This window comes from Streptomyces sp. Act143 (genome assembly GCF_003143935.1).
Classification (GTDB): Bacteria; Actinomycetota; Actinomycetes; order Streptomycetales; family Streptomycetaceae; genus Streptomyces.
Genome location: NZ_QFRX01000001.1, coordinates 4,529,246 through 4,552,164, shown reverse-complemented (window position 1 = coordinate 4,552,164; position 22,919 = coordinate 4,529,246). Strand labels below are relative to the sequence as shown.

Here is a 22,919-nt window from a genome sequence, read left to right as displayed (position 1 = left end):
GTGCCTGTCAGGTGAACACCGTCCGGCGGAGGGGATCATGCCGACCGAACTGCCCCGCATCATCAGCGTCGACGACCATGTGATCGAGCCCGCGCACCTCTTCGAGACCTGGCTGCCCGCCAAGTACCGCGACCGCGGCCCGCAGCCGCTCACCGCCGGGATCGGTGAACTCGCCTACGTCGGCGGCAAGTACCAGATCACGATGGACCCGGACGGCCCGCCCACCGACTGGTGGATCTACGAGGACCTGAAGTTCCCCTACAAACGCAACATCGCCGCCGTCGGCTTCGACCGTGACGACATGACCCTGGAGGGCATCACCCGCGAGGAGATGCGGCGCGGCTGCTGGGACCCCAAGGCGCGCCTCGCCGACATGGACCTCAACCACGTCGAGGCCAGCCTCTGCTTCCCCTCCTTCCCCCGCTTCTGCGGCCAGACCTTCGCCGAGGCACACGACAAGGAGGTCGCGCTGGCCTGTGTGCGCGCCTACAACGACTGGATGGTGGAGGAGTGGTGCGGGGACAGCGGCGGGCGGCTCATCCCGCTGTGCCTGATCCCTTTGTGGGACATCGAGTTGGCGGTCGCCGAGATCCGGCGCAACGCCGCGCGCGGGGTGCGGGCCGTGACCTTCTCCGAGATCCCGACCTGTCTCGGGCTGCCCTCCATCCACTCCGGCTACTGGGACCCGTTCTTCGCCGCCTGCCAGGAGACCGGCACGGTCGTCAACATGCACATCGGCAGCAGCTCGCAGATGCCGGCCGCCTCACCCGACGCGCCCCCCGCCGTCCAGGCGGCCCTGAGCTTCAACAACGCCATGGCCTCGATGATGGACTTCCTGTTCAGCGGCGTGCTGGTGAAGTTCCCGACGCTCAAACTCGCCTACAGCGAGGGCCAGATGGGCTGGATTCCGTACGCCCTCGAACGCGCCGACGACGTGTGGGAGGAGCACCGCGCGTGGGGCGGGGTGCGCGGCACCGTCCCCGAGCCGCCGTCCACGTACTACTACCGGCAGATGTACTGCTGCTTCTTCCGCGACAAGCACGGCGTCGCGTCCCTGGACGTGGTCGGCCGCGACAACGCCACCTTCGAGACCGACTACCCGCACGTCGACTCGACCTTCCCGCACACCAAGGAGGTCGCCCTCGACCATGTGAAGGGCCTCGACGACGAGACCGTCTACAAGCTGATGCGCGGCAACGCCATCCGCATGCTCGACCTCGGCTTCGACAAGGACCGCGACAAGGACCGCGACAAGGGCCTCGGCCGGTAATGGACCTGTCGCACACCCCCGAAGAGGAGGCGTTCCGGGCGGAGTTGCGGCGCTGGCTGGGCACCGTGCTGCCCGCGCTGCCGCCCAAGCCGTCCCCGGACGACTGGCCGGGCCGCCGCGCCTACGACATGGGCTGGCAGCGGATGCTGTACGACGCGGGGTACGCGGACGTCCACTGGGACGCCTCGCCGACGCTGCGGCTGATCTTCCTGGAGGAGACCGAGAAGGCCGGGGCGCCCTATGTGGGCGCCGGGTTCGTGGGGCTGCTGCACGCCGGGCCGACCATAGCCGCCGAGGGGACCGAGGAGCAGCGGGCGCGCTGGCTGCCGCCGATCCTGCGCGGGGACGAGGTGTGGTGCCAGGGGTTCAGCGAGCCCGACGCCGGGTCCGACCTCGCGGCGCTGCGCACGCGCGCGTGGCGCGACGGCGACGACTACGTGGTGACCGGCTCCAAGATCTGGACCTCGCACGCCGAAGTGGCCGACTGGTGCGAGCTGCTGGTGCGCACCGACCCGACCGCGCCCAAACACCGCGGCATCAGCTGGCTCGCGATGCCGATGGACGCGCCGGGCATCACCGTACGGCCCCTGAGGACCCTCGCCGGGTCCGCCGAGTTCGCCGAGGTGTTCCTCGACGAGGTGCGGGTGCCGGTCGCCAACCGGGTCGGGGACGAGAACGACGGCTGGCGCGTGACCATGGTGACGCTCTCCTTCGAGCGCGGCACGGCCTTTGTGGGCGAGGTCGTCGCCTGTCGGCGCGTGCTGCGCGAACTCGCCGCGGAGGCACGGAAGAACGGCCGCTGGGACGATCCGGTCCTCAGGCGCCGCCTGGGGGCCCTCAACGCCGAGTTCCGGGCGCTGTGGCGGCTGACGCAGTGGAACGTGAGCGAGGCCGAGCTGAGCGGCGGGGTGCCGGGGGCCGGGGGTTCGGTGTTCAAGCTCAGGTATTCGCAGGCGCGGCAGTCGCTGTACGACGCCGCCGCCGACGTCCTGGGTCCGGACGCCCTCGATCTCGACCGGCCCTGGGTGCTCGACCGGCTGTCGTCGCTGTCGTACACCATCGCCGCCGGCACCTCGCAGATCCAGCAGAACATCGTGGCCGAACGGATTCTGGGGCTGCCGAAGGGGCGATGACGTGCGCTTTCAACTGACCGATGACCAACGGGCGTTGCGCGACGGCGTGCGCGAGCTGCTGGCGCGGCGTTTCGGGGCCGAGGCGCTGCGGGCCGCCGTTGCCGCACCCGGACGGCTGGACCGGGCGCTGTGGCGGGAGTTGGGGACGGCCGGATTCTTCGCCCTGCGCCTGCCGGAGGCGCGGGGCGGGGTCGGACTCGGGCTGCCCGAGGCGGTGTTGGCCTTCGAGGAGGCGGGACGGGCGTTGCTGCCGGGGCCCCTGGTCGCCACGCAGCTGGCGGCGGGCGAGGTGCCCGGGGCGGCCGAGGGGGAGGTGGTCGTGGCCGGCGTGGACGGCGGGCTGGTGGAGTGGCTGGCGGCCGCCGATGTCGTACGGGGGGAGGCGGGGGGAGCGGTGGAGCTGCGGTCCGTGGACCCGCTGACCCCGCTGCACCGGGTGCCCGGGTCGGCCGCCGCGGACCCCGTCGCCGTCCTTCTCACCGCCGCCGAGCAGCTCGGCACCGCCACGCGCGCGTGCGAGCTGGCGGTGCAACACGCCCGGACCCGCGAGCAGTTCGGGCAGCCCATCGGGGCGTTCCAGGCCGTCAAGCAGCTCTGCGCGCACCTGCTGGTGCGGGTCGAGGTGGCCCGCGCGGCGGTGTACGCGGCGGCGGTCACCGCGGACGCGGCCGACATCGCCGCGGCCCGGCTGCTCGCCGACGAGGCCGCCGTCCGCGGGGCCCGCGACTGCCTCCAGGTGCACGGCGGCATGGGCTTCACCTGGGAGTCCGAGGTGCATCTGCTGCTGAAGCGGGCGTGGGTGCGGGCGCAGCGGGGCGGCGGACGTGCCGAGAGCGAGGAGTTGCTCGCGGCCGAGTTGGCGGCCTGACGGGGCCGCGCCCGCGGGTGCCCGGAAGCCCGCCCCGGAAATGTCGCGGACTGTGGCACACCGGAATCACGGAGCGTTGATATCGGGTTGTGTCCTATGCGTGACCCGTCACGGCCTGGAGTCGGTGTCCCGCTCCGGTACCTTCTGTGGGATGCGAGTGGTTCCGAGCACGAGCCGTGCCGGTGTTGCCTCCGAGGCGGCTCCGGATGCGGCGGTGCGCGCCGCTTCTCGCCGGGTCGGAGGGGTGTCGGCTCTCGCCTGTTCGACTCCCCGCCACGAGCGTCGCACAGTATGCCGCACGCGTACTCCTTCGCGCTGGAATATGCCCGAAGCGCTTGTTGGGGTGACTGTACGTCAACCATGCTGTCTCGTAAGGGACTCACGTTCTGTGACCCCGGTGCTGGCCATTGTTCTGGCCATGCAAAAAATGGCTACGATCGTGGCCCTCGTGAGGCGCGAGGCTATGTGTCTGCCGGTTCGGATGGTGTGAGCGGTGCAGGTGCTTCAAGTGCAGCTGGAGATCCGGCCCGACCCCGCTGAGGTGGGACGAGCCCGCAGGTGGGCGCGGTCGCGACTCGCCGGGTCCGGCATAGGGGCCGACGAGCCGCTCGCCGAGACCCTGATCCTGCTCGTGTCCGAACTGGTCACCAACGCCGTGGTGCACACCGGCCGCCCGGCCGTGCTCCGGCTGTCGCTGCCCGGCGCCGCGACCGAGGGGGCCACCGTCCGCCTCGAGGTGGCCGACTCCAGCAGTTGCGCGCCGGTGCCGCGGTGCGCCGACGGGGACGCCACGGGCGGCCGGGGGCTCGCCCTGGTCGACGGCCTCGCCGACCGCTGGGGCTGGAGTCCCGAGGGTGCGGGCAAGCGCATCTGGTGCGAGATCGACCGGTGCGCGCAGGGCGGCCGGGAAGCCACCTCCGCCTTCGGCGGCGGGACTTCGGCGTTCGAGGGCTACGAAGGTCTGGGCTACGAGGGTCTGGCGTACGAGGCGGTGTAGGGGCCGCGCGAGCGGGGCACGGCCGCACAACGGCCTGGCCGACGCCGCCTGGTGCGGGGCGGTGCGCCGTGACGTGCTTCGATGCGCGCCCATGGCAAACCGGGCGTAAGTAATAAAAACCCTGGCAGGTGTTGACGCCGCGTATCCGCTTGCTCACGCTTGTGGTCAGCGATTCGCCGCGAGGGGACGGCGAGGGCTTCGGTGACGGGAGCCCTTGGCGAGTGTGGGTCGTTGGTTCGGCGTCGGTTCCCTCGGGGCCGGGGACCGGGGCGGGTGCGCCGGAGCCGGACGGTGGCGCGCGGTGCCGCCGTCCGGCCTTGTCCGCGAGCCGGTCCGGAGCGCGGTCCAGGCGTCAGAGAACGGCGACCGGGGCCACCGGGGTTCCCGTCGCGCCGGTGAACGGCTCGGGCATCGCGGACAGCAGGAACGCGTAGCGCCCTTCTTCTCCACAGGCTGTGGACAACTCTTCGAGATTCCAGTTCTGGCCTTGCAGCATCCCCATCTCCACCAGGTCCAGCGCGTGCACCGGCAGCCACAGGTCCTCGATCTCGGGCGGAAAGATCTCGAAGGTCAGCGTGTCGTTCGCGACGGCCGCGACATCGCGCGCGTGGAACCACTCCGGCGTACGGATCGACAGGCCGGGCGACGGATAGCCGTACCCGTGCTTGTCGCCCGCGAGGCAGACCTGTATCTGGCCCGTCCGTACCAGCACGATGTCGCCGGACCGCACCCGCGTGCCCGCGAGTTCCTCGGCCGCCTCCAGGTCCTCCGGGGTGACGGCGTGGCCGCCGTCGAGCCGGGCGACGCCCCGCGCGCGGGCCACGTCCAGGAGCACCCCGCGCGAGACGATGTGCCGCGCCTTGTCGATGCCGCTGAACTCGGCGCCGCCGTGCGGGGTGATGGTGCCGGCGGGGCGGCCGTTGTAGAGCCGGCCCGAGTGCGAGACATGGGTCAGCGCGTCCCAGTGCGTGGCCGCCTGGAGCCCCATGGTCACCGCGTCGTCGCTGCACGCGACCGTCCCCGGGCCGAAGATCTCCTGGTTGATCTGCACCATGGCGTGCAGCGGGTTGACCCGGCCCGGGATCATGCCGGTCTGCACGCCGTCCTGCTGGAGCGGCAGGGCGAGCGGGACGCGGCGACCCGACCTGACCTCGGCGGCGGCCCGGCGCACCACCTCGTCGGTGATCAGGTTGAGGGTGCCGATCTCGTCGTCGGCGCCCCAACGCCCCCAGTTGTTCACGCGCTTGGCGATGTCGTGGAACTCGGCCGGCAATGTCATCGGCGCTCCCCAGGGGCTTGTCTCCGGGTATCTGACGGGTCATAAAATCTAACGGTCCGTCAGAAACCGCGGGAAGGGGCCGGTCGTGGGGAACTTCTTGGCAGGCAAGGTCGTCGCCGTGACGGGGGCGGGGCGCGGCATCGGACGGGCGGTGGCGCTGGCGGCGGCGGCCGAGGGGGCGCGGGTCGTCGTCAACGACTACGGGGTGTCCGTGGACGGCACCTCGCCGACGAGCGAGGTGGCCGAAGGGGTCGTCAAGGAGATCGTGGCCGCGGGGGGCGAGGCCGTCGCCGTGGCCGACGACGTGTCCACCATGGCGGGCGGCCGGCGGATCGTCGACGTGGCGCTGTCGTCGTACGGGCGGCTCGACGGGGTCGTGTGCGTCGCCGGGATCCTGCGCGAGCGGATGCTGTTCAACATGACCGAGGAGGAGTGGGACCCGGTCGTCGCCACGCACCTGAAGGGCACGTTCACCCTGTTCCGCGCGGCGTCGGCGGTGATGCGCAAGCAGCGTGCCGGGACGCTGATCGGGTTCACCAGCGGCAACCACCAGGGGTCCGTGTCGCAGGCGAACTACAGCGCGGCCAAGGGCGGGATCATCTCGCTGGTCCGCAGCGCCGCGCTGGGACTGCACAAGTACGGGGTGACCGCGAACGCGGTGGCGCCGGTGGCCCGTACGCGGATGTCCGCGGGGGTTCCCATGGAGTTGGCGGAGATCGGGGAGCCGGAGGATGTGGCGGCCCTGGTGGTGTACCTGCTGTCGGACCGGTCCCGGGAGGCCGGGATCACCGGGCAGGTGTACACGGTCGCCGGGGCGAAGCTGGCGGTGTGGGCCCAGCCGCGGGAGCTGCGCGCCGCGTATGCGGTGGGTGGGTGGACGCCGGAAGCGATTGCGGAGTTCTTGCCGGGGTCGGTCGGGACGGACCCTATGCCGATGCTGGCGCGGGTGGCGGAGATGGAGGAGGCGGCGCGGGGCGGGGATCGGCCTAACGCCCAGTAGCCCTGGGGGACTTGTGGTGTGGCGGCTGCGGGTCCGTTGGGGCTTGTCGCGCAGTTCCCCGCGCCCCTGAGGGGCGTCGGCATCCCCGGTGTGGAGAGGAGAGGTTCGTGGACTTTGGGTTCACCGCCGATGACGAGGCGTTCCGTGCGGAGGCGACAGCCTGGCTCGGTGCACATGCCCAGGCTGACATCGATCGTCGTGCCTGGGAGCGGGAACTCGGCTCCGCCGGGTGGATCGGGATCGGGTGGGCGGAGAGGGGGTACGGGAACCGGACCCTCGGGCTCACCCAGCAGGTCGTGTGGGCCGAGGAGTATGCGCGGTCCTCGGCTCCTCCCAGGTCCGGGCACATCGGGGAGAACCTGCTGGCGCCCACCCTGATCGCCCATGGCAGCCCGGAGCAGAAGGAGCGGTTCCTGCCGCCCATCGCCGCCGGTGACGAGCTCTGGTGCCAGGGATACAGCGAACCCGGGGCCGGGTCGGACCTCGCCGGGGTGCGGACTGCCGGGGTGCGGGAGGGGGACTGCTACCGGGTCACCGGCCAGAAGATCTGGACCTCCCTCGCGCAGGAAGCCGACTGGTGCTTCGTGCTCGCCCGTACCGAGGCCGGGTCGCGGCGGCATCACGGCTTGTCGCTTCTCCTCGTGCCCATGGACCAGCCGGGGCGGATCGAGGTGCGGCCGATCCGGCAGCTCACCGGGACCAGTGACTTCAACGAGGTCTTCTTCGACGGGGCACGCGCGCGTGCGGAGCATGTCGTCGGGGGCGAGGGCGCCGGGTGGCGGGTCGCGATGAGTCTGCTCGGGTTCGAGCGGGGGGTGTCCACGCTGGCCCAGCAGATCGGGTTCGCCGAGGAGCTGGGACGGGTGGTGCGGGCCGCCGTCGCGTCGGGGGCGGTCGACGATCCGGTCGTACGGGAACGGCTCGTCCGGCAGTGGGCCGAGCTGCGGGTGATGCGGTGGAACGCGCTGCGCACGCTCGGGCGGGCCGGTGACGCGGGGGCGCCGAGTGTGGCCAAGCTGCTGTGGGCCGGCTGGCATCAGCGGCTGGGGGAGCTGGCGATGCAGGTGCGGGGGGCCGTCGCCGGGGTCGGGCCGGCGAACTGGTCGGCGTCGGCGCCCTATGAACTCGACGCGTTTCAGCACCTGTTCCTGTTCTCGCGGGCCGACACGATCTACGGCGGCTCGGATCAGGTGCAGCGCACGATCATCGCCGAGCGGGTGCTCGGGCTGCCCAGGGAACCCAAGGGGGTTGTGTGATGCGCGGTGTCCTGTTCGACGGCAAGCGGGTCGAGGTCGTGGACGACCTGGACGTGCGGCGGCCGGGGCCCGGGGAGGTGCTCGTGGCGATCTCGGCCGCCGGGCTGTGCCACAGCGACCTGTCCGTCGTGGACGGGACGATTCCGTTTCCTGTGCCCGTGGTGCTGGGGCATGAGGGCGCGGGTGTGGTGGAGGCGGTGGGGGACGGGGTCACGCACGTCTCGGCCGGGGACCATGTGGCGCTGTCCACGCTCGCCAACTGCGGTACCTGCGCGGACTGCGACCGGGGACGGCCCACCATGTGCCGCAAGGCCATCGGGCGGCCGGGGCAGCCGTTCACGCGCGGGGGGCGGCCGGTGTTCCAGTTCGCCTGCAACTCCGCCTTCGCGGAACGGACGGTGGTGAAGGCCGTCCAGGCGGTGCGGATACCGGAGGACATCCCGCTGACCTCGGCCGCGCTCATCGGCTGCGGGGTGCTCACCGGGGTGGGGGCCGTGCTCAACCGGGCCAGAGTGGACCGGGGGGACAGCGTGCTCGTCATCGGGACCGGCGGGATCGGGCTGAACGTCCTGCAGGGGGCCCGGATCGCGGGCGCGTCGCGGATCGTCGCCGTGGACGCCAACCCGGCCAAGGAGGCGGTGGCGCGGCAGTTCGGGGCGACGGACTTCCTGACGTCCACGGACGGGGTGCGCGAGCTGCTGCCCCACGGGGCGGACCACGCCTTCGAGTGCGTCGGGCGGGTCGAGCTCATCCGGCAGGCGATCGACCTGCTGGACCGGCACGGGCAGGCCGTGCTGCTCGGGGTGCCGCCGGCCGGGGCCGAGGCGGCCTTCGTCGTCTCCTCCCTGTTCCTGGACAAGTCCATCCTCGGGTGCCGGTACGGGGCGTCGCGGCCCCAGCGGGACATCGCCCTGTACGCCGAGCTGTACCGGGACGGGCGGTTGCTGCTGGACGAGCTGGTGACGCAGACCTATCCCGTGGAGGAGTTCGAGCGGGCGGTGGCGGACGCGGAGGCGGGGAAGGTGGCGCGCGGGGTGCTGACCTTCTGATCGCGCGGGGTTCTCCACGGGCGGGGAGCACCCCTGCCGGATTGCCGGCGCCGCCGCCTGCCGTCACCGCCCTGCGGCCGGGCGCGCTGATCAACCGCAGCCTGTCCCCGCGGGAGGCCGTGCCGCCCGGTGCCGTGGCCGCCGGGTACTCCGTGATGTACGCGGCGGCGGAAGCCGGGTACGCCGCGACCGGCTCCCTCGCCGGTGGGCTGCTCAAGGCCGTGGCGCTGGGGCCGCTGGTCACGGCGGAGGCCCGGGCGCAGGCGTCACGTGCGGCCCGCGGCACGGTCGGCGGCCTCGGTGCCCGCGCGGAAGGTGCGCCGGTAGGTGGTCGGGGTGACGCCCAGCGCAGCCTGCAGGTGCTGGCGCATCGACTGGGCCGTGCCGAAGCCGGCGTCCCGGGCCACCTGGTCGACGGTCAGGTCGGAGGACTCCAGCAGGTGCCGGGCGCGCTCCACCCGCTGCTGGGTGAGCCACTGGCCGGGGCTGATGCCGACCTCCTCGCGGAAGCGGCGCGTGAAGGTCCGTACGGACATCGACTCCTGCTCGGCCATGTCCCGCAGCTGGATCGGCTCGTGCAGCCGGGCCAGCGCCCAGGCGCGGGCCGCGGTCGTGGTGGCCAGCTGCGGCTCGGGCACCGGACGCTGGATGTACTGCGCCTGCCCGCCCTCCCGGTGCGGCGGTACGACCGTACGGCGGGCGACGGCGTTGGCGACCGCGGTGCCGTGGTCGCGGCGCAGCATGTGCAGACACAGGTCGACCCCGGCGGCGACGCCCGCGGAGGTCAGCACGTCGCCGTCGTCGACGTACAGGACGTCCGGGTCGACCTTGATCTTCGGGAAGAGCCGCTGGAACCGCTCGGCGTCGACCCAGTGCGTGGTGGCCGGGCGGCCGTCGAGGTAGCCGGCGGCGGCGAGGACGTAGACGCCCGTGCAGATGGAGGCGAGCCGGGTGCCGGGCCGGATGTGGGCGAGGGCGGCGGCCAGCTCCGGGGTGAGGACGCCCTCGTCGTAGATCGGGCCGAACTCGTAGGAGGCCGGGACGATCACGGTGTCGGCGGTGGCCAGGGTCTCCGGGCCGTTCGGGACCAGGATGTCGAAGTCGGAGTCGGTGCGGACCAAGCCCGGTGGCCGGATCGAGCAGGTGACGACCTCGTACAGCGGCCGGCCCTCGGCATCCCTGGGGCGGCCGAAGATGCGGTGCGGGATGCCCAGCTCGAAGGGCAGCAGGCCGTCCATGGCGAGGACGACGATGCGGTGCGGACGGAACTCCGGCCGACTGCTCGGCTCAGCGCCCTGCTCGCTGCTCGACTCGCTGCTCGGCTCGGCGCTCGGCTCGGCGCTCGGCTCAGGCTGACTGCTCATGGCCCGATCCTAACGAATGCTGTCCTTCGGGCCACTCGATGCGGCGTGATCCGGCCGGGATGCTCTATGACGTGACTCAGACGACACCGGCCGCAGCCGCCGCACAGGACACCCCGAGCCCCGGAAAGCCGCGTATCCACCGGGCGTGGTTCGTCGCCGCCGTCACCTTCGTGACGATCATCGGCGCCGCCGCGTTCCGGTCGCTGCCCGGTCTGCTCATCGACCCGCTGCACCAGGACTTCGGCTGGTCACGCGGCACGATCGGCGCCGCCGTCTCGATCAACCTCGCGCTCTACGGCCTCACCGCCCCCTTCGCGGCCGCCCTGATGGACCGCTTCGGCATCCGCCGGGTCGTCGCCGTCGCGCTGACCGTGATCGCGGTCGGGTCGGGGCTGACCGTGTGGATGACGGCGGCCTGGCAGCTGATGCTGTGCTGGGGTCTGCTGGTCGGGCTGGGGTCCGGCTCGATGGCACTGGCCTTCGCGGCGACCGTCACCAACCGCTGGTTCACCGAGCGGCGCGGCCTGGTGACCGGCATCCTGACCGCCGCCTCCGCCTCCGGGCAGCTGATCTTCCTGCCGGTGCTGTCCTGGATGGTGGAGACGCACGACTGGCGTCCGGCCGCCGTCACGGTCGCCCTCGCCGCCCTCGCGGTCGTCCCCTTCGTCTGGCTGCTGCTGCGCGACCACCCGGCCGACGTCGGCCTGAAGCCGTACGGGGCCACGGAGTTCGTTCCCAAGCCGGAACCGGTGCCGGGCGCCGCCCGCCGCGCGGTCACCGTCCTGGCCAAGGCCGCCCGTACCGGCCCCTTCTGGCTGCTGGCCGGCACCTTCGCGATCTGCGGCGCCTCCACCAACGGCCTGATCCAGACCCACTTCGTGCCCGCCGCCCACGACGCGCACATGCCGGTCCAGGCGGCGGCCTCGCTGCTCGCGGTCATCGGCGTCTTCGACGTGGTCGGCACGATCGCCTCCGGCTGGTTCACCGACCGCTTCGACGCCCGCCGCCTGCTGGCGGTGTACTACGCGCTGCGCGGCATCTCGCTGCTCTTCCTGCCGATGCTGCTGGCCCCGAGCGTCCACCCGCCGATGCTGTTCTTCATCGTCTTCTACGGCCTCGACTGGGTCGCCACCGTGCCGCCGACCGTGGCGCTGTGCCGGGAGCAGTACGGCGAGGACAGCGCGATCGTCTTCGGCTGGGTGCTGGCCTCGCACCAGGTCGGGGCGGCGCTCGTGGCCTTCCTCGGCGGCGTGGCGCGGGACGTCTTCGGGTCGTACGACATGGTCTGGTACTTCTCCGGGGCGCTGTGCGCGGCGGCGGCGCTGATGGCGCTGGTGATCCGGCGCGGGCAGACGGCCGCGCCGGTGGTCGCGGTGGCCTGAACCACGGGGCAGGTCCTAGCGGAAGCGCCCCTTGTGGAACAGCAGGGGCGCCGCTTCCTCGTCGCCCGTGCCCAGCGCGTCCACCCGGCCGACCACGATCAGATGGTCGCCGCCGGTGTGCACCGCGTGGATCGTGCAGTCGATCCACGCGAGCGCGCCCGCCAGGCGCGGGGCGCCGGAGCGGGGCGCCGCGTCGTACGCCACGCCCGCGAACTTGTCCGCGCCGCTGACCGCGAAGCCGCGGCACAGCGCGCCCTGGTGGTCCGCCAGGACGTTGACGCAGAAGACCCCGGCGCGGGCGATGCGGGGCCAGGTCGTCGACGTGCGGCCGACCATGAACACGACGAGGGGCGGGTCGAGGGAGAGCGCGGAGAAGGACTGGCAGGCGAAGCCGGCGGGGCCGCACTCGCCCTCGGCGGCGGGGGCCGTGATCACGGCCACGCCCGTCGCGAAGTTCCCCAGCACCCGCCGGAACTCGGCCTGTCCGACCGGTACGCGCTCGTCCTCGCCGACGCACCGGAGCTCGGGGCGCGGCAGCGGCTCCACCGGCGCCGCCGGCCGGGTCGACCTGAGGTAGCGGACGGCGGCCTCGGCCATGCCTGCTTGTCCCATCACACCTTCATTGAAGCTGACGGGGCGTCAGATGGGAAGGGGTGGTGCGCGGGCGCCCGAGGGCCTCCGTACCCTGCGGACATGGGGTGGGGAGAGACACGACGGCAGCTCGCGGACGCCTGGAAGTGGTCCGAGCTGCACACGGCGGCGGCGACGGCGGCCCTCCAGGTACCGGTGCTGTGGACGATCGCCTGGATCGCGAGCGTCAACGACGACGACTACGGCAGCGGGCTGGGCGGTGCGCTCGCGGCGGGCTTCTTCCTGCTGGTCCTCTTCGTGCTGCCGCTCCTGACGACCGTGCACGCGGCCCTGTTCACGATGCCCGCGGTCGTCCTCGCGCGCGTGGCCGCCCGCCGGACCCGCGGGCCGGAGTGGCTCTGGCAGCTGGGGTCCGTGATCGTGCTGGGCGTCTTCTGGGCGGCCGCCATGACCAGGTGGTCCGCGCCCGTGCCGGTGCTGCTCGCGGCGGCCGGCATGCTGGCCGCGTTCGGCCTCCTGCCCCTCCTGGCCGTCGCCCACGTCCGTCGGCGTGCCCGTGCCGGGAAGCGCACCTGGGGGTTCTTCGGCGTCTGGCTGCGCTCGGCGGGCGCCACCTTCGGTCTGTGCGTCCTGATCGTCGGCGGCGCGATCGCGGCGACCTTCGCCGGGCTGCTGAAGGAGTACGAGCCTCCGACCCTGACCACCGGGCAGCGCACCGGCGTCTGGCGCGGCGACGGCGGCGCCCTCCTGAACCTGCGTGCGGGCGGCCGGGCCGAGTTCACCGACCTGCCCCTCCAGGACCCCGGCGACTTCACGTACGTGCGCTGCGACGGCACCGGCACCTGGAGCGTCGACCGCGAGGGCCGCGACGACGCCTACGCCGAGGACGGACCCGAGGAGCGGGACGGGGTCGTCCTGCGCCTGGACGGCGGATGCGGCGCGCAGACGTACTGGACGATCGGCGGCACGCGGGACGACCCGGAGCTGTTCGTGGTGTTCGGTGACCCGGACTCGGGTGAGCTGCGGATTCTCAAGAAGAGATGATGCTGGTCAGCGCCCCTTGAACTCCGCGCTCCGCCGCGCCGCGAAGCTCGCCACCCCCTCCCGCGCGTCCGCCGTCGTCATGTTGATCTCCTGCGCGGCGGCCTCCGCGGCGAAGGCGGTGGCGCGGTCGGCGTCGAGGGAGGCGTTGACGAGCTGCTTGGTCAGGACGAGCGCCCGGGTCGGGCCGGCGGCGAGGCGGGCCGCCCACTCGCGGGCCGTCTTGTCCAGCTCCGCGTCCGGGACGACCCGGTTGACCAGGCCCAGGCGTTCGGCGTCGGCGGCGGTGAGCGCGTCGCCGAAGAACATCAGCTCCTTCGCGCGCTGGGGGCCGATCAGGCGGGGGAGCAGATAGGCGCCGCCGCCGTCGGGGACGAGGCCGCGCCGGACGAACACCTCGATGAACCTCGCCGATTCCGCGGCCAGTACGAGGTCGCAGGCGAGCGCGAGATGGGCGCCGAGGCCCGCCGCCGTGCCGTTCACCGCCGCGATCACCGGCTTCTCGCAGTCGAGGACCGCGGCGATCAGGCGCTGGGCGCCCGAGCGGAGCAGGCGCGCCACATCGCCGGCGACGCGCTCACCGGCCCCCGCCCCGCGCCGCAGGTCCGCGCCCGCGCAGAAGCCGCGCCCGGTCCCGGTGATGACCACGGCCCGGATGTCCGGGTCGGCGGAGGCGTCCGCCAACAGCCCTGTGACCAGGTCGCGTTGGCCGGGGGTGAGGGCGTTGAGGGCCTCGGGCCGGTTGAGGGTGATCGACGAGACCTGGTCCGTGACGGTGTGCAGCACCTCCGCGCTCACCGGCACACCACCAGCGCGTCCAGCGCCACCGCGCCCTGCCCGCGCGGCAGGACCAGCAGCGGGTTGATGTCCAGCTCGGCCAGTTCGTCGCCGAGTTCCAGCGCCATGCGCTGCACCCGCAGCACGACCTCCACGAGCGCGTCGACATCGGCCGGCGGCCGTCCCCGCACCCCGTCCAGCAGGGGCCGCCCGCGCAGGTCGCCCAGCATGTCCCGGGCCTGCTCCTCGCTGAACGGCGGCACCCGCACGGCCGCGTCGCGCAGCACCTCCACCAGCACGCCGCCGAGCCCGACCGTCACCGTCGGCCCGAACAGCTCGTCGTGGGTGACGCCGACGACCATCTCCACGCCCCGCTCCACCATCTGGCAGACCAGCACGCCGTCCAGGGACACGCCCTCGTAGCGGGCGATGTCCGTCAACTCCCGGTAGGCGTCGCGGACCTGGCTCGCGGAGGTCAGCCCGATCTTCACCAGGCCCAGCTCGGTCTTGTGGGCGATCTGCGCGCCGGACGCCTTCATCACCACCGGGTAGCCCACCAGGCCCGCCGCCCGCACGGCCGCCGCCGCGCTGGTCACCAGCTGCTCGCGCGGCACCCGGATGCCGTAGGCCCGCAGCAGCTGCTTCGCGGCGTGCTCGCTCAGCTGCCGGCCCGGGCGCATCAGGGCGTGCGCCTTGCGGAAGGACGGCGAGGTGGTGCGCGGGGCCTCGTCGAGGGGGGAGCGGTAGGCGGAGGTGAAGCGGTGGTGGTCGAGGTAGGCGCGGACCGCCGTGATGCAGTTGCCGACCGTGCGGAAGGTGGCCACGCGGGAGGAGCCCAGCAGGACCTCGCGGTAGGCCGGTTCGGTGCCCACCGGCGACCCCCACACCACGCACACCAGCTTGTCCGTCCGCTCGGCCGCGTCCACCAGGTCCCGCACCAGCCGGTCGCTGAGCGGCGGGAAGGGGCCGGTGACCGGGCAGATCAGCACCCCGACCGCCGGGTCGTCGAGGATCGCGTCGATGATCTTCCGGCCGCGCCAGTCGCCCACGGGGTGGCCGCCGTTGTCGACCGGGTTGGCCACGCTCAGGTACTCCGGTATCCACTGGTGCAGCTCGGCCTGCTTGGCCGCCGACAGCTCCGGCAGCCGCAGCCCCGCCTCCGTCGCCAGGTCGGCGAAGTGCGCTCCCGTGCCGCCCGAGATCGAGTAGACGACGACCCCGTCGGCCTGCGGCGGGCGGGCGCGGGCCAGCAGGGCGGCGGTGTCCTGGAGTTCGTCGAGGCCGTCGACGCGGATCACTCCGTACTGCCGCATCGCCGCGTCCACCACCGCGTCCGCGCCGGTCAGCTTGCCGGTGTGGGAGGCGGCCGTGCGGGCGCCGGTCTCGGTGCGCCCGACCTTGACGGCGACCACCGGCACCTTGCGGCGGGCGGCCCGGTCGGCGGCCAGCAGGAAGGAGCGGCCGTCCTTGAGGCCCTCCACGTAACAGGCGATGGCGCCCACGTCCGGCTGCTCGGCGAAGTAGGAGAGGAAGTCGGCGGTCTCCAGGTCGGCCTCGTTGCCCGTGGGCGCCCAGTGGGAGAGGCGGATGCCCAGCTCCTGGAGGGCGAAGACGGGGCGCCCCTGATGGCCGGACTGGGTGATCAGGGCGATCGCCGGTCCGTCGAGGTCGTCGCGGAACCGCTCGAAGGCGTTGAGGTTGGTGTTCGGTCCGAGCAGCCGCATCCCGGACTCCCCCACGGCGGCGGCCAGCCGGTCCTGGGCGGCGGCGCCCGCGTCGCCGGTCTCGGCGAAGCCGGAGGCGAAGACGACCGCGAACTTCACCTTGGCCCCGGCGAGTTCCTCGATCACGGGAAGGGGGTCGGCGACCAGGAGCACGGCGAGGTCGACCTGCTCGGGCAGGTCGGCGACGGACGCCACGCAGGGGATGCCGAACACGGTCGGGCGGCTGGGGTGCACCGGGTGCAGCCGGGCCCCGACGCGCTCGGCCCAGCCGAGGAGCTGCCGGGTGACGCCGGTGTTGGGCCGGCCCTCGGTGTCCGAGGCCCCGATCACGGCGACGGACTCCGGCCGGAAGAAGCGGTCCAGATCGGGGACGTCGCAGTACAGCGGACGGCCGCTGACGTCGAGGTCGCCGACGTCGGCGGGCCGGCCGTGGACGGCGGGCCCGGGTTGTTCGCCGCATGCGACGACCCGGGCCCGGCGGGAGTCGGTGGTGAGGGTGCCGTGGGTTGATCCAAGCATCGGTCCGCCCGCTCCTGTGTGACAGCGATTAACTGACGCAGTGTCAGATTAAAGGAACTGACGCTGTGTCAGGAATGGCTGTGCATGAAGAACAGGAATGGCTGTGCAGGAAGGAAGGGGGATCCGCGCCGCGGGTTCACAGCACCGCCAGCACCTCCTTGGCCACTCGCTCGCCCGACCGCACCGCGCCGTCCATGAACCCGGTCCAGTACGTGGAGGTCTCCGTCCCCGCCCAGTGGATGCCGCCGACCGGTGCGCGCAGGGCGGGACCGTACTGGGTCAGGACGCCCGGCGCGGCGACGGAGACGGGGCCGCCCCGGGTCCAGACCTCGTTGTTCCAGCGTTGCAGGACGAAGGAGGAAGGGGAGGCGGCTTTTTCGCCGAAGTACGTCACGTAGTCCTTCAGCACGGCGGCCCTGACCTCCGCCTCGCTCGCCGCGTCGAACTTACGGGCCTCGTCCGCCTCGATGAAGCCCATCAGGGCGCCGTAGGAGGCGTCGGGCGGGGAGTTGTCGAAGGTGGAGCTGACCACGCCGGTGTCGCTGACGACCTGGCCGTTGAGGCCGTCGGCGCGCCAGAAGGGGGTGTCGTAGATCGCGATCGCCTTGCCGACGGACGCCATGGGCAGGCGCTGGGTGAGCTGGTCGCGGGCGGCGGGGAGAGCCGGGGCGTAGGTGATGCGGGCGGCGATCGGCGGAGGCACGGCGACGACGACCCGGCGGGCGGTGACCGTGGTGCCGTCGGCCGTCACGGCGTACTGGGAGCCGGACTTGGCGATCGAGCGCACCGGCGCGTTCAGTACCACGCGGTCGCCGAGGGCGGCGGCGAGCCTGATCGGGACGAGCTGGGAGCCGCCGACGAAGCGGAGCTCCTGGGCGCCGCCCGCGGTCTCGGTGAGGCGTTCCAGGGTGCCGGGGGTCGAGGAGTTGCCCGCCGCGGCGATGTAGAAGAGCACGAACAGGAAGGACAGTTCCCGGGGTTCGGCGGAGAAGATCGATGTGCAGGCCACGTCGAAGAGGAACTTGGCCGAGGGGATCACGGCGTTGGCGCGCAGCCAGGTCTCGAAGGTCTGCCGGTCCCATTCGTCGGCCTTGGCGGCGGTCCAGGGGGCGTCGACCGGGATCTGCTTGGCCAGGTCGTCGAGGGTGGCCTGGACGATCGCGGCGTTGGCGAGGCCGGCCGCGTCGATCGGCGGGACCGAACCGAGGATGCCGTCGGTGGCGTAGGGCGTTTTCCTGCCGTCCTTGTAGAGGAGGTTCTTGCCGGTGTTGTAGGTGGCGAAGGTGGCGATGCCCAGGGAGTCGGCGAGGGCCTTGATGCGGTCCTGGGTCGGGCCGATGAACTCGCCGCCGCCCTCGGTGACACCGCCGTTGGCCAGCGGGAGGTTGAGCACCCGGCCGCCGACGCGGTCGCGGGCCTCCAGGACGGCCACCGACGCGCCGGCCGCCACCAGATCGCGGGCCGCGGTGAGGCCGGCGAGCCCGGCACCGACGACACAGACGTCGGCCGTCCGGGAGGCCGCGGCGGCCGGACCGGCGGCGGAGACGGTGAGCCCGGCGGCACCGGCGCCGGCGGCACCGAGCAGAGAACGGCGGGAGAGCTGTCTTTCGGTTGCCACGTGCGTCCTCCGAGGAGAGGGGTGGGGTGGAGCCGGAAAGAGGAGCGCCTGCTCGACGAAAGATGAGCAGTGCTCGCATTCTGGCCCCGCACGGTGGCGCGAAACAGTTCTCCTGGCTGACCAGTGAGTCACATCGGACACATGAGTAACAGCCGTCGTACTGCAGGGGGTTGAGGACTTCTACGTCCGCACGGCGTCCAGGCGGGCCGCCGACCCCGTCCGCGCGATCGCCTTCGCGATCTTCTGCGCGTCGATCGCCAGCTCGCGGAACATGCCGCTGATCGGGTTGGTGTAGCCGGTGAAGTAGAGGCCGGGGGCGTTCGGCGGGGTGTGGGCGCCGTGGACCAGCGGCCTGCCGCGGGCGTCGAGCACCTTCAGGTGGCCGACCAGGCCCTCCAGGGCACGGACGTATCCGGTCGCCGCGATCACCGCGTCCGGGGCGATGCGGTCGCCGTCGGCGAGGGCGACCTTGCCGTCCTCGAAGCCGTCGACGGCGGCGACGATCTCCACCTTGCCCGCCCGGACGGCGTCGATGAGGCCCACGTCCTGCACCGGGATGGAGCCCTCGTTGACCCGGCTGTAGAGGCCGGTGTCGGGGCGGGGCAGGCCCTGGGCGGAGAGGTCGGGGACGCTGAGTCTGCCCATCGGTCCGGCCAGCCTGTCGACCAGCCGGACGGGCAGGCGCCGCACGAGCACGCCCGTGTACTGGGCGGCCCAGCCGGCCGTCGAGCGGCGGACGATGTGCGGGGCGGTGCGGACCGAGAGCCGGACCCGGGAGGCGCCGCCCTCCACCAGGTCCACGGCGATCTCGGCGCCGGTGTTGCCGACCCCGACGACGAGGACGTCACGGCCGGCGTAGGGCTCGGGGTTGCGGTACTCCGAGGCGTGCACGAGGTCGCCGCTGTAGCCGTCCCGGCCGGGCCAGTCGGGCAGGCGCGGGGTGTGGTTGTAGCCGGTGGCGACGACCACCGCGGCGCCGGTCAGCTCCCGGCCGCCGGTGGCGTGCAGCAGCCAGCCGGTGCCGTCGGCGGAGCGCTCGACGCGGGAGACCTCGACGCCGGTGACGATCTCCAGCTCGTGGTGCTCGGCGTACTTCTCCAGATAGCGCACCACGTTGTCGCGGGACACCCAGCGTCCGAAGCGGCGCGGCATCGCAAGTCCCGGCAGGCCGGAGAGGCGGCGGGTGGTGTGCAGGTGGAGGCGGTCGTAGTGGCGGCGCCAGGAGGCGCCCACGCGGTCGGACTTCTCCAGGACGACGGCGCGTATGCCCTGGGCGCGCAGCGCGTACGCGGCGGCGAGTCCGCCGGGGCCGCCGCCGATGACGTAGACGGGGCGGGCGGCGGGGTTCGGCTCCGCACCGGCGGGTGAGGGCGCGGAGGACGCTGTGGAGTCGGCCATGTGCGCGAGCGTAATCACGCACTGGGTTGATGGGTCTCGGTCAAGACCGGAATTGGTTGCGGATTGATCACGCCTGTAGGAGGAGTGGGTGGGGCTCGTGGCGTAGGGCGCCTGGTTGTGGCGGTCCGGTGGGCACGGGCACGGCGCCGAGCCCGCTGCTCGCGGAGGGGCCCGGCGCCGTGGGTGCGGTGGCCTGGTTCTATGACGGGAAACCGGCACCGCGTTCAGGGGGCCCGAAGGCCCTGGCGGTCACTTCTTCTTGTAGCCGGTCACCTTGGCGATCCAGGTGATGAAGTCGCCCGGGTCGGTGTTGGCGCCGTGGCCCTGGTCCCAGTAGTAGAGGTGGTTCACGTTGTCGCCGAGGCCCTTCGCGGCGGCGGCGAGGTTGGCGGAGACGGTGTGCGAGGTGTCGGAGTCGTTGGTGCCCAGGCGGATCCACCAGTGCTTGGCACGCCGGCCGTTGACCTTCTCCACCAGGTGGTACATCGGGTTCATCAGCTTCAGCTTCTCGGGGATGTCGCTCGCGACCCGCTTGCCGCTCAGGCCCGTGGTGTCGTGCGCGGCGCCGTAGGCCGTGAAGTGGCGGCTCTCGGTGGTGCCCGCGCCGAACAGGTTGTTCTCGCCGGCCGACAGGTCGAAGGCGTCGAAGGCGGGGGCGGTCTTCTTGCGGGCGCCGACGTGGGCGAGGTAGTCGGCCCAGCTGAAGGTGGCCCTGCCGCCGGACCAGGTGATGAAGGTGTTCTTCGCCAGGTACGCCGCGCGGTCCGCGTCCGACAGTGCGGCCAGGTAGGCGGTGGCCGAGGGCTGCAGGTACTGCTTGAGCAGGTACGCGTCGTAGTTGCGGGCGGTGAGCGTGCCGAAGCCGTTCAGGCCGCGCAGCTTCAGGGACGCCTGGTACTCGGCGAACTGGGCCTGGAGAGCCTTGGAGACGGTCCCGTCGACGGTCGAGCCGGAGCCGGTGGCGTTGGCGCCCCAGTTCCACTCGTAGGCGCCGTCGGCGTGCTCCAGGTCGGTGATCGGGCACCAGGCGCCGACCGCGAAGATCGCGTCGGAGGCGTCGGCGGCGCCGATCTCCTTCAGGTACGTGTCGTAGAGCCCGCTGTCGCCGGACGCGCCGAGCAGCGAGGACAGGGCGCCGCCCGCGCTGGTGCCGGCCGAGACGATCCGGTCGGTGTCGCCGGGGACGCGGCCCTTGTTGTGCCTGAGGTAGCGCACCGCCGCCTTGAGGTCGACGATCGCGGCCGGGGCGGTGCCGTAGTACTCGCCGGCGGAGTTCTTCAGGGTGCGGCCACGGGCGCCGGGCTCGACGACGACGTAGCCGGCGGCCAGGGCCAGGAGCTGGTTGCTGCTCGTGGCGCCGCCGTTGGCGTTGGTGTTCTCGTTGGCGCCGGGCACCGCGGCCGAGGCGCTGGGCGAGGCGCTGCCGGAGGGCGCGCCGCCGGGCGCACCGGCGCCGCCCGCGCCGCCCATGCCGCCCGCGCCGATGCCGGTGGCGTCCGCCACGGAGGACGGCATGTAGCCGCCGACGGAGTTCGCGAACAGGATCGGGGCGTCGCTCGCGTCCACCGCGGTGCCGTCGATCTCGACCGGCACGCTGATGTTCAGGGACTGGTAGGCCTCGTCGACCGGCTTGGCGACGTAGGTGATGGCCTTCCAGAAGCGGTACGTGATGCTGTGCTCGTCGCCGGCGGTGTCGGTGACCGTCGTGGTCAGCTCGGTGTGGGCGTCCGGGTCGAAGACGAGGCTGTCGGCGGCGGACGCCGAGGTGCTGTCGGCCGACGCGTTGGCGGTCAGGGCGATGCCCCCGACCGCGGCGGCGCCCGCCGTCGCGCCGATGCCCATGACGACGCTCCTGCGCTTGACTGCCCTGTGCTTCACGGTTGGCTCCCTCGGCGGTTTCTGCTTGCGCCAGTGAACGTAGTCCGAGTGCAGACAAAATTGCCAACAATCTGCGCGCATTCTCAGGGACCCCACAGATTCCCAGCGGCCGCACAGCTTCCTCTCATGCTTTCTCACCCGCACCCCGGTCTTCCGGGCCCACCTCATCTGACGTACCGTCAGATCTCATGGACACGATCTGGCTCACCGGTGCGGAATGGCTGGCCGTCCTGCGCATAGGTCTCGGGCTGTGGTGGCTGGAGAGCTGGCGGCACAAGGACAAGAAGACGTGGTTCGAGGGCGGCGGGATCACCTGGGCCGCGGACATCGCCGCCAAGCACCGCTGGACCCCGGTCCGCAGCGGCTTCGACGTGGTCGTCAAGCCGCGCCCGAAGACGATGGCGTACGTCGTCGTCTACGCGGAACTGGCGCTGGGCCTCGGCCTGGTCCTCGGCCTGCTGACCCCTGTCGCCCTGGTCGGCGGGCTGCTCCTCAACGCCCTCTACTTCACGCTCATGATCCACGACTGGGCCGAGCAGGGGCAGAACTCGATGATGGCGCTGATCTCGGCGGTCGGTCTGTTCGGGATGTCCTGGCAGACGTGGTCGCTGGACAGCGTCCTGGGGTGGTTCCGATGAGCACGGCGAGGCACGACGTCCCCGAGACCGACGCCTTCACCCGCGCGTACTGGGACGCGGCGGCCGGAGGAACCCTCCTCCTGCGCCACTGCCGCGCCTGCGACCGCCCGCACCACTACCCCCGGGAGTTCTGCCCGCACTGCTGGAGCGAGGACGGCGAGTGGCGGCCGGCGAGCGGCCGGGCCGAGCTCTACACGTGGTCCGTCGTCCACCGCAACGACCTGCCGCCGTTCGGCGAACGCGTCCCGTACGTCGCCGCGGTCGTCCGGCTCGCGGAAGGACCGCGGATGATGACGGAGGTCGTGGACTGCGCCGCGACGGACCTGCGCCCCGGCATGGACCTGCGGGTCGGCTTCCGCGACGGCATCCCGGTGTTCCACCCCACGGACTGATCAGCGCCGGCTTCGCCGGCCGGCGTCCTGCCCCGGCGGGGTGATCAGCCGTCGGCCCGTCTTGCCGGTCAGTGGCCTGCCCCCGCGAGGTGATCGACTGTCCCCTCGGTATTCAATGGTCCGATGGCATCTGCAAGCGAACGGTCCCCGGATCTCCGTACCGCCCCCGAACTGCTCGGTCACGGCCTGCGGTTGGGTCCCTGGGACGCGGACTCCGACGCCGACGCCGCGACCTGGCTGCGCGCCCGCGCCGACCCCGAGTTCCGGCGCTGGAACACCCCCCTGAAACCGGTCACCGATCTCGCCGGCTCCCGCGCCTCGCTGCGTGCGGTGGCGGAGCGCGTCGCGGACGGCGACAGCGTGTCGTTCCGCATCGACGACGCGGCGAGCGGCACGACCCTCGGGCACCTCGGCGTCAACGCCATCGACCCCGTCATGCGGGTCGCCCGCGTCGGCTACTGGGTGCTCCCCGAGGCCCGCGGCCACCGCGTCGCCGCCCGCGCCCTCACCCTCGCCTCCCGCTGGGCCTTCGCCGAGCTGCGCCTGCACCGCCTGGAACTGGGCCACGCCCTCGGTCACGAGGCGTCCTGCCGGGTCGCCGAACGCAGCGGCTTCCCCTACGAGGGGACCCTGCGGGGCGCGATGTTCGAGGCGGGCAGGCTGGACGCCTTCCGGGACGTGCACCTGCACGCCCGCCTGGCGACCGACCCGCAACCGGCGGAACCACGATGACCCGGCACCTCGC

Annotated in this window: 20 protein-coding genes; 12 read left to right on the top strand and 8 right to left on the bottom strand. The window is 72.6% G+C overall.

Annotation, left to right across the window (positions count from 1 at the left end; translation table 11 throughout):
- Window positions 1–37 precede the first annotated feature (37 nt).
- The 4 genes from DI272_RS20475 to DI272_RS20455 all read left to right on the top strand — a co-directional run bounded on the left by DI272_RS20475 (window position 38) and on the right by DI272_RS20455 (window position 4,268).
- The gene (locus tag DI272_RS20475; protein ID WP_109496767.1) at window positions 38–1,270 is read left to right on the top strand and encodes an amidohydrolase family protein; all 1,233 of its coding nucleotides are present in this window, start codon (window positions 38–40) and stop codon (window positions 1,268–1,270) included.
- Window positions 1,270–2,403: an acyl-CoA dehydrogenase gene (locus DI272_RS20470; RefSeq protein ID WP_109496766.1), complete on the top strand. Its 1,134-nt coding sequence runs from the start codon at window positions 1,270–1,272 to the stop codon at window positions 2,401–2,403. The genes DI272_RS20475 and DI272_RS20470 overlap by 1 nt, the downstream gene beginning before the upstream one ends.
- Before the next feature lies 1 nt (window position 2,404).
- Window positions 2,405–3,271, top strand: a complete 867-nt coding sequence (locus DI272_RS20465) for an acyl-CoA dehydrogenase family protein (RefSeq protein ID WP_109496765.1) — start codon at window positions 2,405–2,407, stop codon at window positions 3,269–3,271.
- A 508-nt stretch (window positions 3,272–3,779) separates the two neighbouring features.
- Window positions 3,780–4,268 carry an ATP-binding protein gene (locus DI272_RS20455; RefSeq protein ID WP_109496763.1) on the top strand — a complete coding sequence of 163 codons (489 nt, stop codon included), beginning with the start codon at window positions 3,780–3,782 and terminating at the stop codon, window positions 4,266–4,268.
- 352 nt (window positions 4,269–4,620) lie between these two features.
- On the opposite strand, the gene DI272_RS20450 is transcribed toward DI272_RS20455, so the two are convergent.
- On the bottom strand, window positions 4,621–5,547 hold the full coding sequence (locus tag DI272_RS20450; RefSeq protein ID WP_109496762.1) for a cyclase family protein: 927 nt from the start codon (window positions 5,545–5,547) through the stop codon (window positions 4,621–4,623).
- A gap of 85 nt (window positions 5,548–5,632) precedes the next feature.
- Here DI272_RS20450 and DI272_RS20445 point away from each other — a divergent pair, with 85 nt between their 5' ends.
- The 3 genes from DI272_RS20445 (at window position 5,633) to DI272_RS20435 (ending at window position 8,852) form a co-directional block, all read left to right on the top strand.
- On the top strand, window positions 5,633–6,547 hold the full coding sequence (locus tag DI272_RS20445; RefSeq protein WP_109496761.1) for an SDR family oxidoreductase: 915 nt from the start codon (window positions 5,633–5,635) through the stop codon (window positions 6,545–6,547).
- 107 nt (window positions 6,548–6,654) lie between these two features.
- Window positions 6,655–7,803, top strand: a complete 1,149-nt coding sequence (locus DI272_RS20440) for an acyl-CoA dehydrogenase family protein (RefSeq protein WP_109496760.1) — start codon at window positions 6,655–6,657, stop codon at window positions 7,801–7,803.
- Window positions 7,803–8,852 carry a Zn-dependent alcohol dehydrogenase gene (locus DI272_RS20435; RefSeq protein ID WP_109496759.1) on the top strand — a complete coding sequence of 350 codons (1,050 nt, stop codon included), beginning with the start codon at window positions 7,803–7,805 and terminating at the stop codon, window positions 8,850–8,852. The genes DI272_RS20440 and DI272_RS20435 overlap by 1 nt, the downstream gene beginning before the upstream one ends.
- Window positions 8,853–9,118: 266 nt before the next feature.
- Here the strand turns inward: DI272_RS20435 and DI272_RS20425 are convergent, their stop codons facing one another.
- The gene (locus tag DI272_RS20425; RefSeq protein ID WP_258314894.1) at window positions 9,119–10,090 is read right to left on the bottom strand and encodes a GlxA family transcriptional regulator; all 972 of its coding nucleotides are present in this window, start codon (window positions 10,088–10,090) and stop codon (window positions 9,119–9,121) included.
- A 185-nt stretch (window positions 10,091–10,275) separates the two neighbouring features.
- Here DI272_RS20425 and DI272_RS20420 point away from each other — a divergent pair, with 185 nt between their 5' ends.
- Complete coding sequence (locus tag DI272_RS20420) at window positions 10,276–11,598, top strand: MFS transporter (protein WP_258314614.1); 1,323 nt, start codon at window positions 10,276–10,278, stop codon at window positions 11,596–11,598.
- Window positions 11,599–11,613: 15 nt separating this feature from the next.
- Here the strand turns inward: DI272_RS20420 and DI272_RS20415 are convergent, their stop codons facing one another.
- The gene (locus DI272_RS20415; protein WP_109496757.1) at window positions 11,614–12,210 is read right to left on the bottom strand and encodes a flavin reductase family protein; all 597 of its coding nucleotides are present in this window, start codon (window positions 12,208–12,210) and stop codon (window positions 11,614–11,616) included.
- An 81-nt stretch (window positions 12,211–12,291) separates the two neighbouring features.
- On the opposite strand from DI272_RS20415, the gene DI272_RS20410 reads away from it, so the two are divergent.
- Window positions 12,292–13,233, top strand: coding sequence for a hypothetical protein (locus DI272_RS20410; RefSeq protein ID WP_109496756.1), 942 nt, complete (start codon window positions 12,292–12,294; stop codon window positions 13,231–13,233).
- A gap of 6 nt (window positions 13,234–13,239) precedes the next feature.
- Here the strand turns inward: DI272_RS20410 and DI272_RS20405 are convergent, their stop codons facing one another.
- From DI272_RS20405 to DI272_RS20385, 5 genes are all read right to left on the bottom strand, one after another.
- Window positions 13,240–14,034, bottom strand: a complete 795-nt coding sequence (locus DI272_RS20405) for an enoyl-CoA hydratase/isomerase family protein (protein WP_109496755.1) — start codon at window positions 14,032–14,034, stop codon at window positions 13,240–13,242.
- Window positions 14,025–16,250, bottom strand: a complete 2,226-nt coding sequence (locus DI272_RS20400; RefSeq protein ID WP_109496754.1) for an acetate--CoA ligase family protein — start codon at window positions 16,248–16,250, stop codon at window positions 14,025–14,027. The genes DI272_RS20405 and DI272_RS20400 overlap by 10 nt, the downstream gene beginning before the upstream one ends.
- A 136-nt stretch (window positions 16,251–16,386) precedes the next feature.
- Window positions 16,387–17,868 (bottom strand): FAD-dependent oxidoreductase, encoded by a 1,482-nt coding sequence (locus DI272_RS20395; RefSeq protein ID WP_109496753.1) that lies wholly within the window; start codon window positions 17,866–17,868, stop codon window positions 16,387–16,389.
- A 180-nt stretch (window positions 17,869–18,048) separates the two neighbouring features.
- Window positions 18,049–19,266, bottom strand: a complete 1,218-nt coding sequence (locus tag DI272_RS20390; RefSeq protein WP_109496752.1) for an NAD(P)/FAD-dependent oxidoreductase — start codon at window positions 19,264–19,266, stop codon at window positions 18,049–18,051.
- Window positions 19,267–19,515: 249 nt separating this feature from the next.
- The gene (locus DI272_RS20385; RefSeq protein ID WP_109496751.1) at window positions 19,516–21,108 is read right to left on the bottom strand and encodes a subtype B tannase; all 1,593 of its coding nucleotides are present in this window, start codon (window positions 21,106–21,108) and stop codon (window positions 19,516–19,518) included.
- Between the two features lie 224 nt (window positions 21,109–21,332).
- Here DI272_RS20385 and DI272_RS20380 point away from each other — a divergent pair, with 224 nt between their 5' ends.
- The 3 genes from DI272_RS20380 (at window position 21,333) to DI272_RS20370 (ending at window position 22,906) form a co-directional block, all read left to right on the top strand.
- A complete protein-coding gene (locus tag DI272_RS20380; protein WP_109496750.1) occupies window positions 21,333–21,782 on the top strand; it encodes a DoxX family membrane protein in 450 nt (149 codons plus the stop codon).
- Window positions 21,779–22,174 carry a Zn-ribbon domain-containing OB-fold protein gene (locus DI272_RS20375; RefSeq protein WP_109496749.1) on the top strand — a complete coding sequence of 132 codons (396 nt, stop codon included), beginning with the start codon at window positions 21,779–21,781 and terminating at the stop codon, window positions 22,172–22,174. Before DI272_RS20380 ends, DI272_RS20375 begins: the two co-directional genes overlap by 4 nt.
- A gap of 123 nt (window positions 22,175–22,297) precedes the next feature.
- Window positions 22,298–22,906 (top strand): GNAT family N-acetyltransferase, encoded by a 609-nt coding sequence (locus tag DI272_RS20370; protein WP_109496748.1) that lies wholly within the window; start codon window positions 22,298–22,300, stop codon window positions 22,904–22,906.
- Window positions 22,907–22,919: the final 13 nt, after the last annotated feature.

Coding starts and splice junctions, on each gene's coding strand:
- DI272_RS20475 (WP_109496767.1), top strand. CDS start 38: ATGCCGACCGAACTGCCCCGCATCATCAGCGTCGACGACCATGTGATC.
- DI272_RS20470 (WP_109496766.1), top strand. CDS start 1,270: ATGGACCTGTCGCACACCCCCGAAGAGGAGGCGTTCCGGGCGGAGTTG.
- DI272_RS20450 (WP_109496762.1), bottom strand. CDS start 5,547: ATGACATTGCCGGCCGAGTTCCACGACATCGCCAAGCGCGTGAACAAC.
- DI272_RS20435 (WP_109496759.1), top strand. CDS start 7,803: ATGCGCGGTGTCCTGTTCGACGGCAAGCGGGTCGAGGTCGTGGACGAC.
- DI272_RS20425 (WP_258314894.1), bottom strand. CDS start 10,090: ATGGACGGCCTGCTGCCCTTCGAGCTGGGCATCCCGCACCGCATCTTC.
- DI272_RS20420 (WP_258314614.1), top strand. CDS start 10,276: ATGCTCTATGACGTGACTCAGACGACACCGGCCGCAGCCGCCGCACAG.
- DI272_RS20415 (WP_109496757.1), bottom strand. CDS start 12,210: ATGGGACAAGCAGGCATGGCCGAGGCCGCCGTCCGCTACCTCAGGTCG.
- DI272_RS20410 (WP_109496756.1), top strand. CDS start 12,292: ATGGGGTGGGGAGAGACACGACGGCAGCTCGCGGACGCCTGGAAGTGG.
- DI272_RS20400 (WP_109496754.1), bottom strand. CDS start 16,250: ATGCTTGGATCAACCCACGGCACCCTCACCACCGACTCCCGCCGGGCC.
- DI272_RS20390 (WP_109496752.1), bottom strand. CDS start 19,266: ATGGCCGACTCCACAGCGTCCTCCGCGCCCTCACCCGCCGGTGCGGAG.
- DI272_RS20385 (WP_109496751.1), bottom strand. CDS start 21,108: ATGGGCATCGGCGCGACGGCGGGCGCCGCCGCGGTCGGGGGCATCGCC.
- DI272_RS20380 (WP_109496750.1), top strand. CDS start 21,333: ATGGACACGATCTGGCTCACCGGTGCGGAATGGCTGGCCGTCCTGCGC.
- DI272_RS20375 (WP_109496749.1), top strand. CDS start 21,779: ATGAGCACGGCGAGGCACGACGTCCCCGAGACCGACGCCTTCACCCGC.
- DI272_RS20370 (WP_109496748.1), top strand. CDS start 22,298: ATGGCATCTGCAAGCGAACGGTCCCCGGATCTCCGTACCGCCCCCGAA.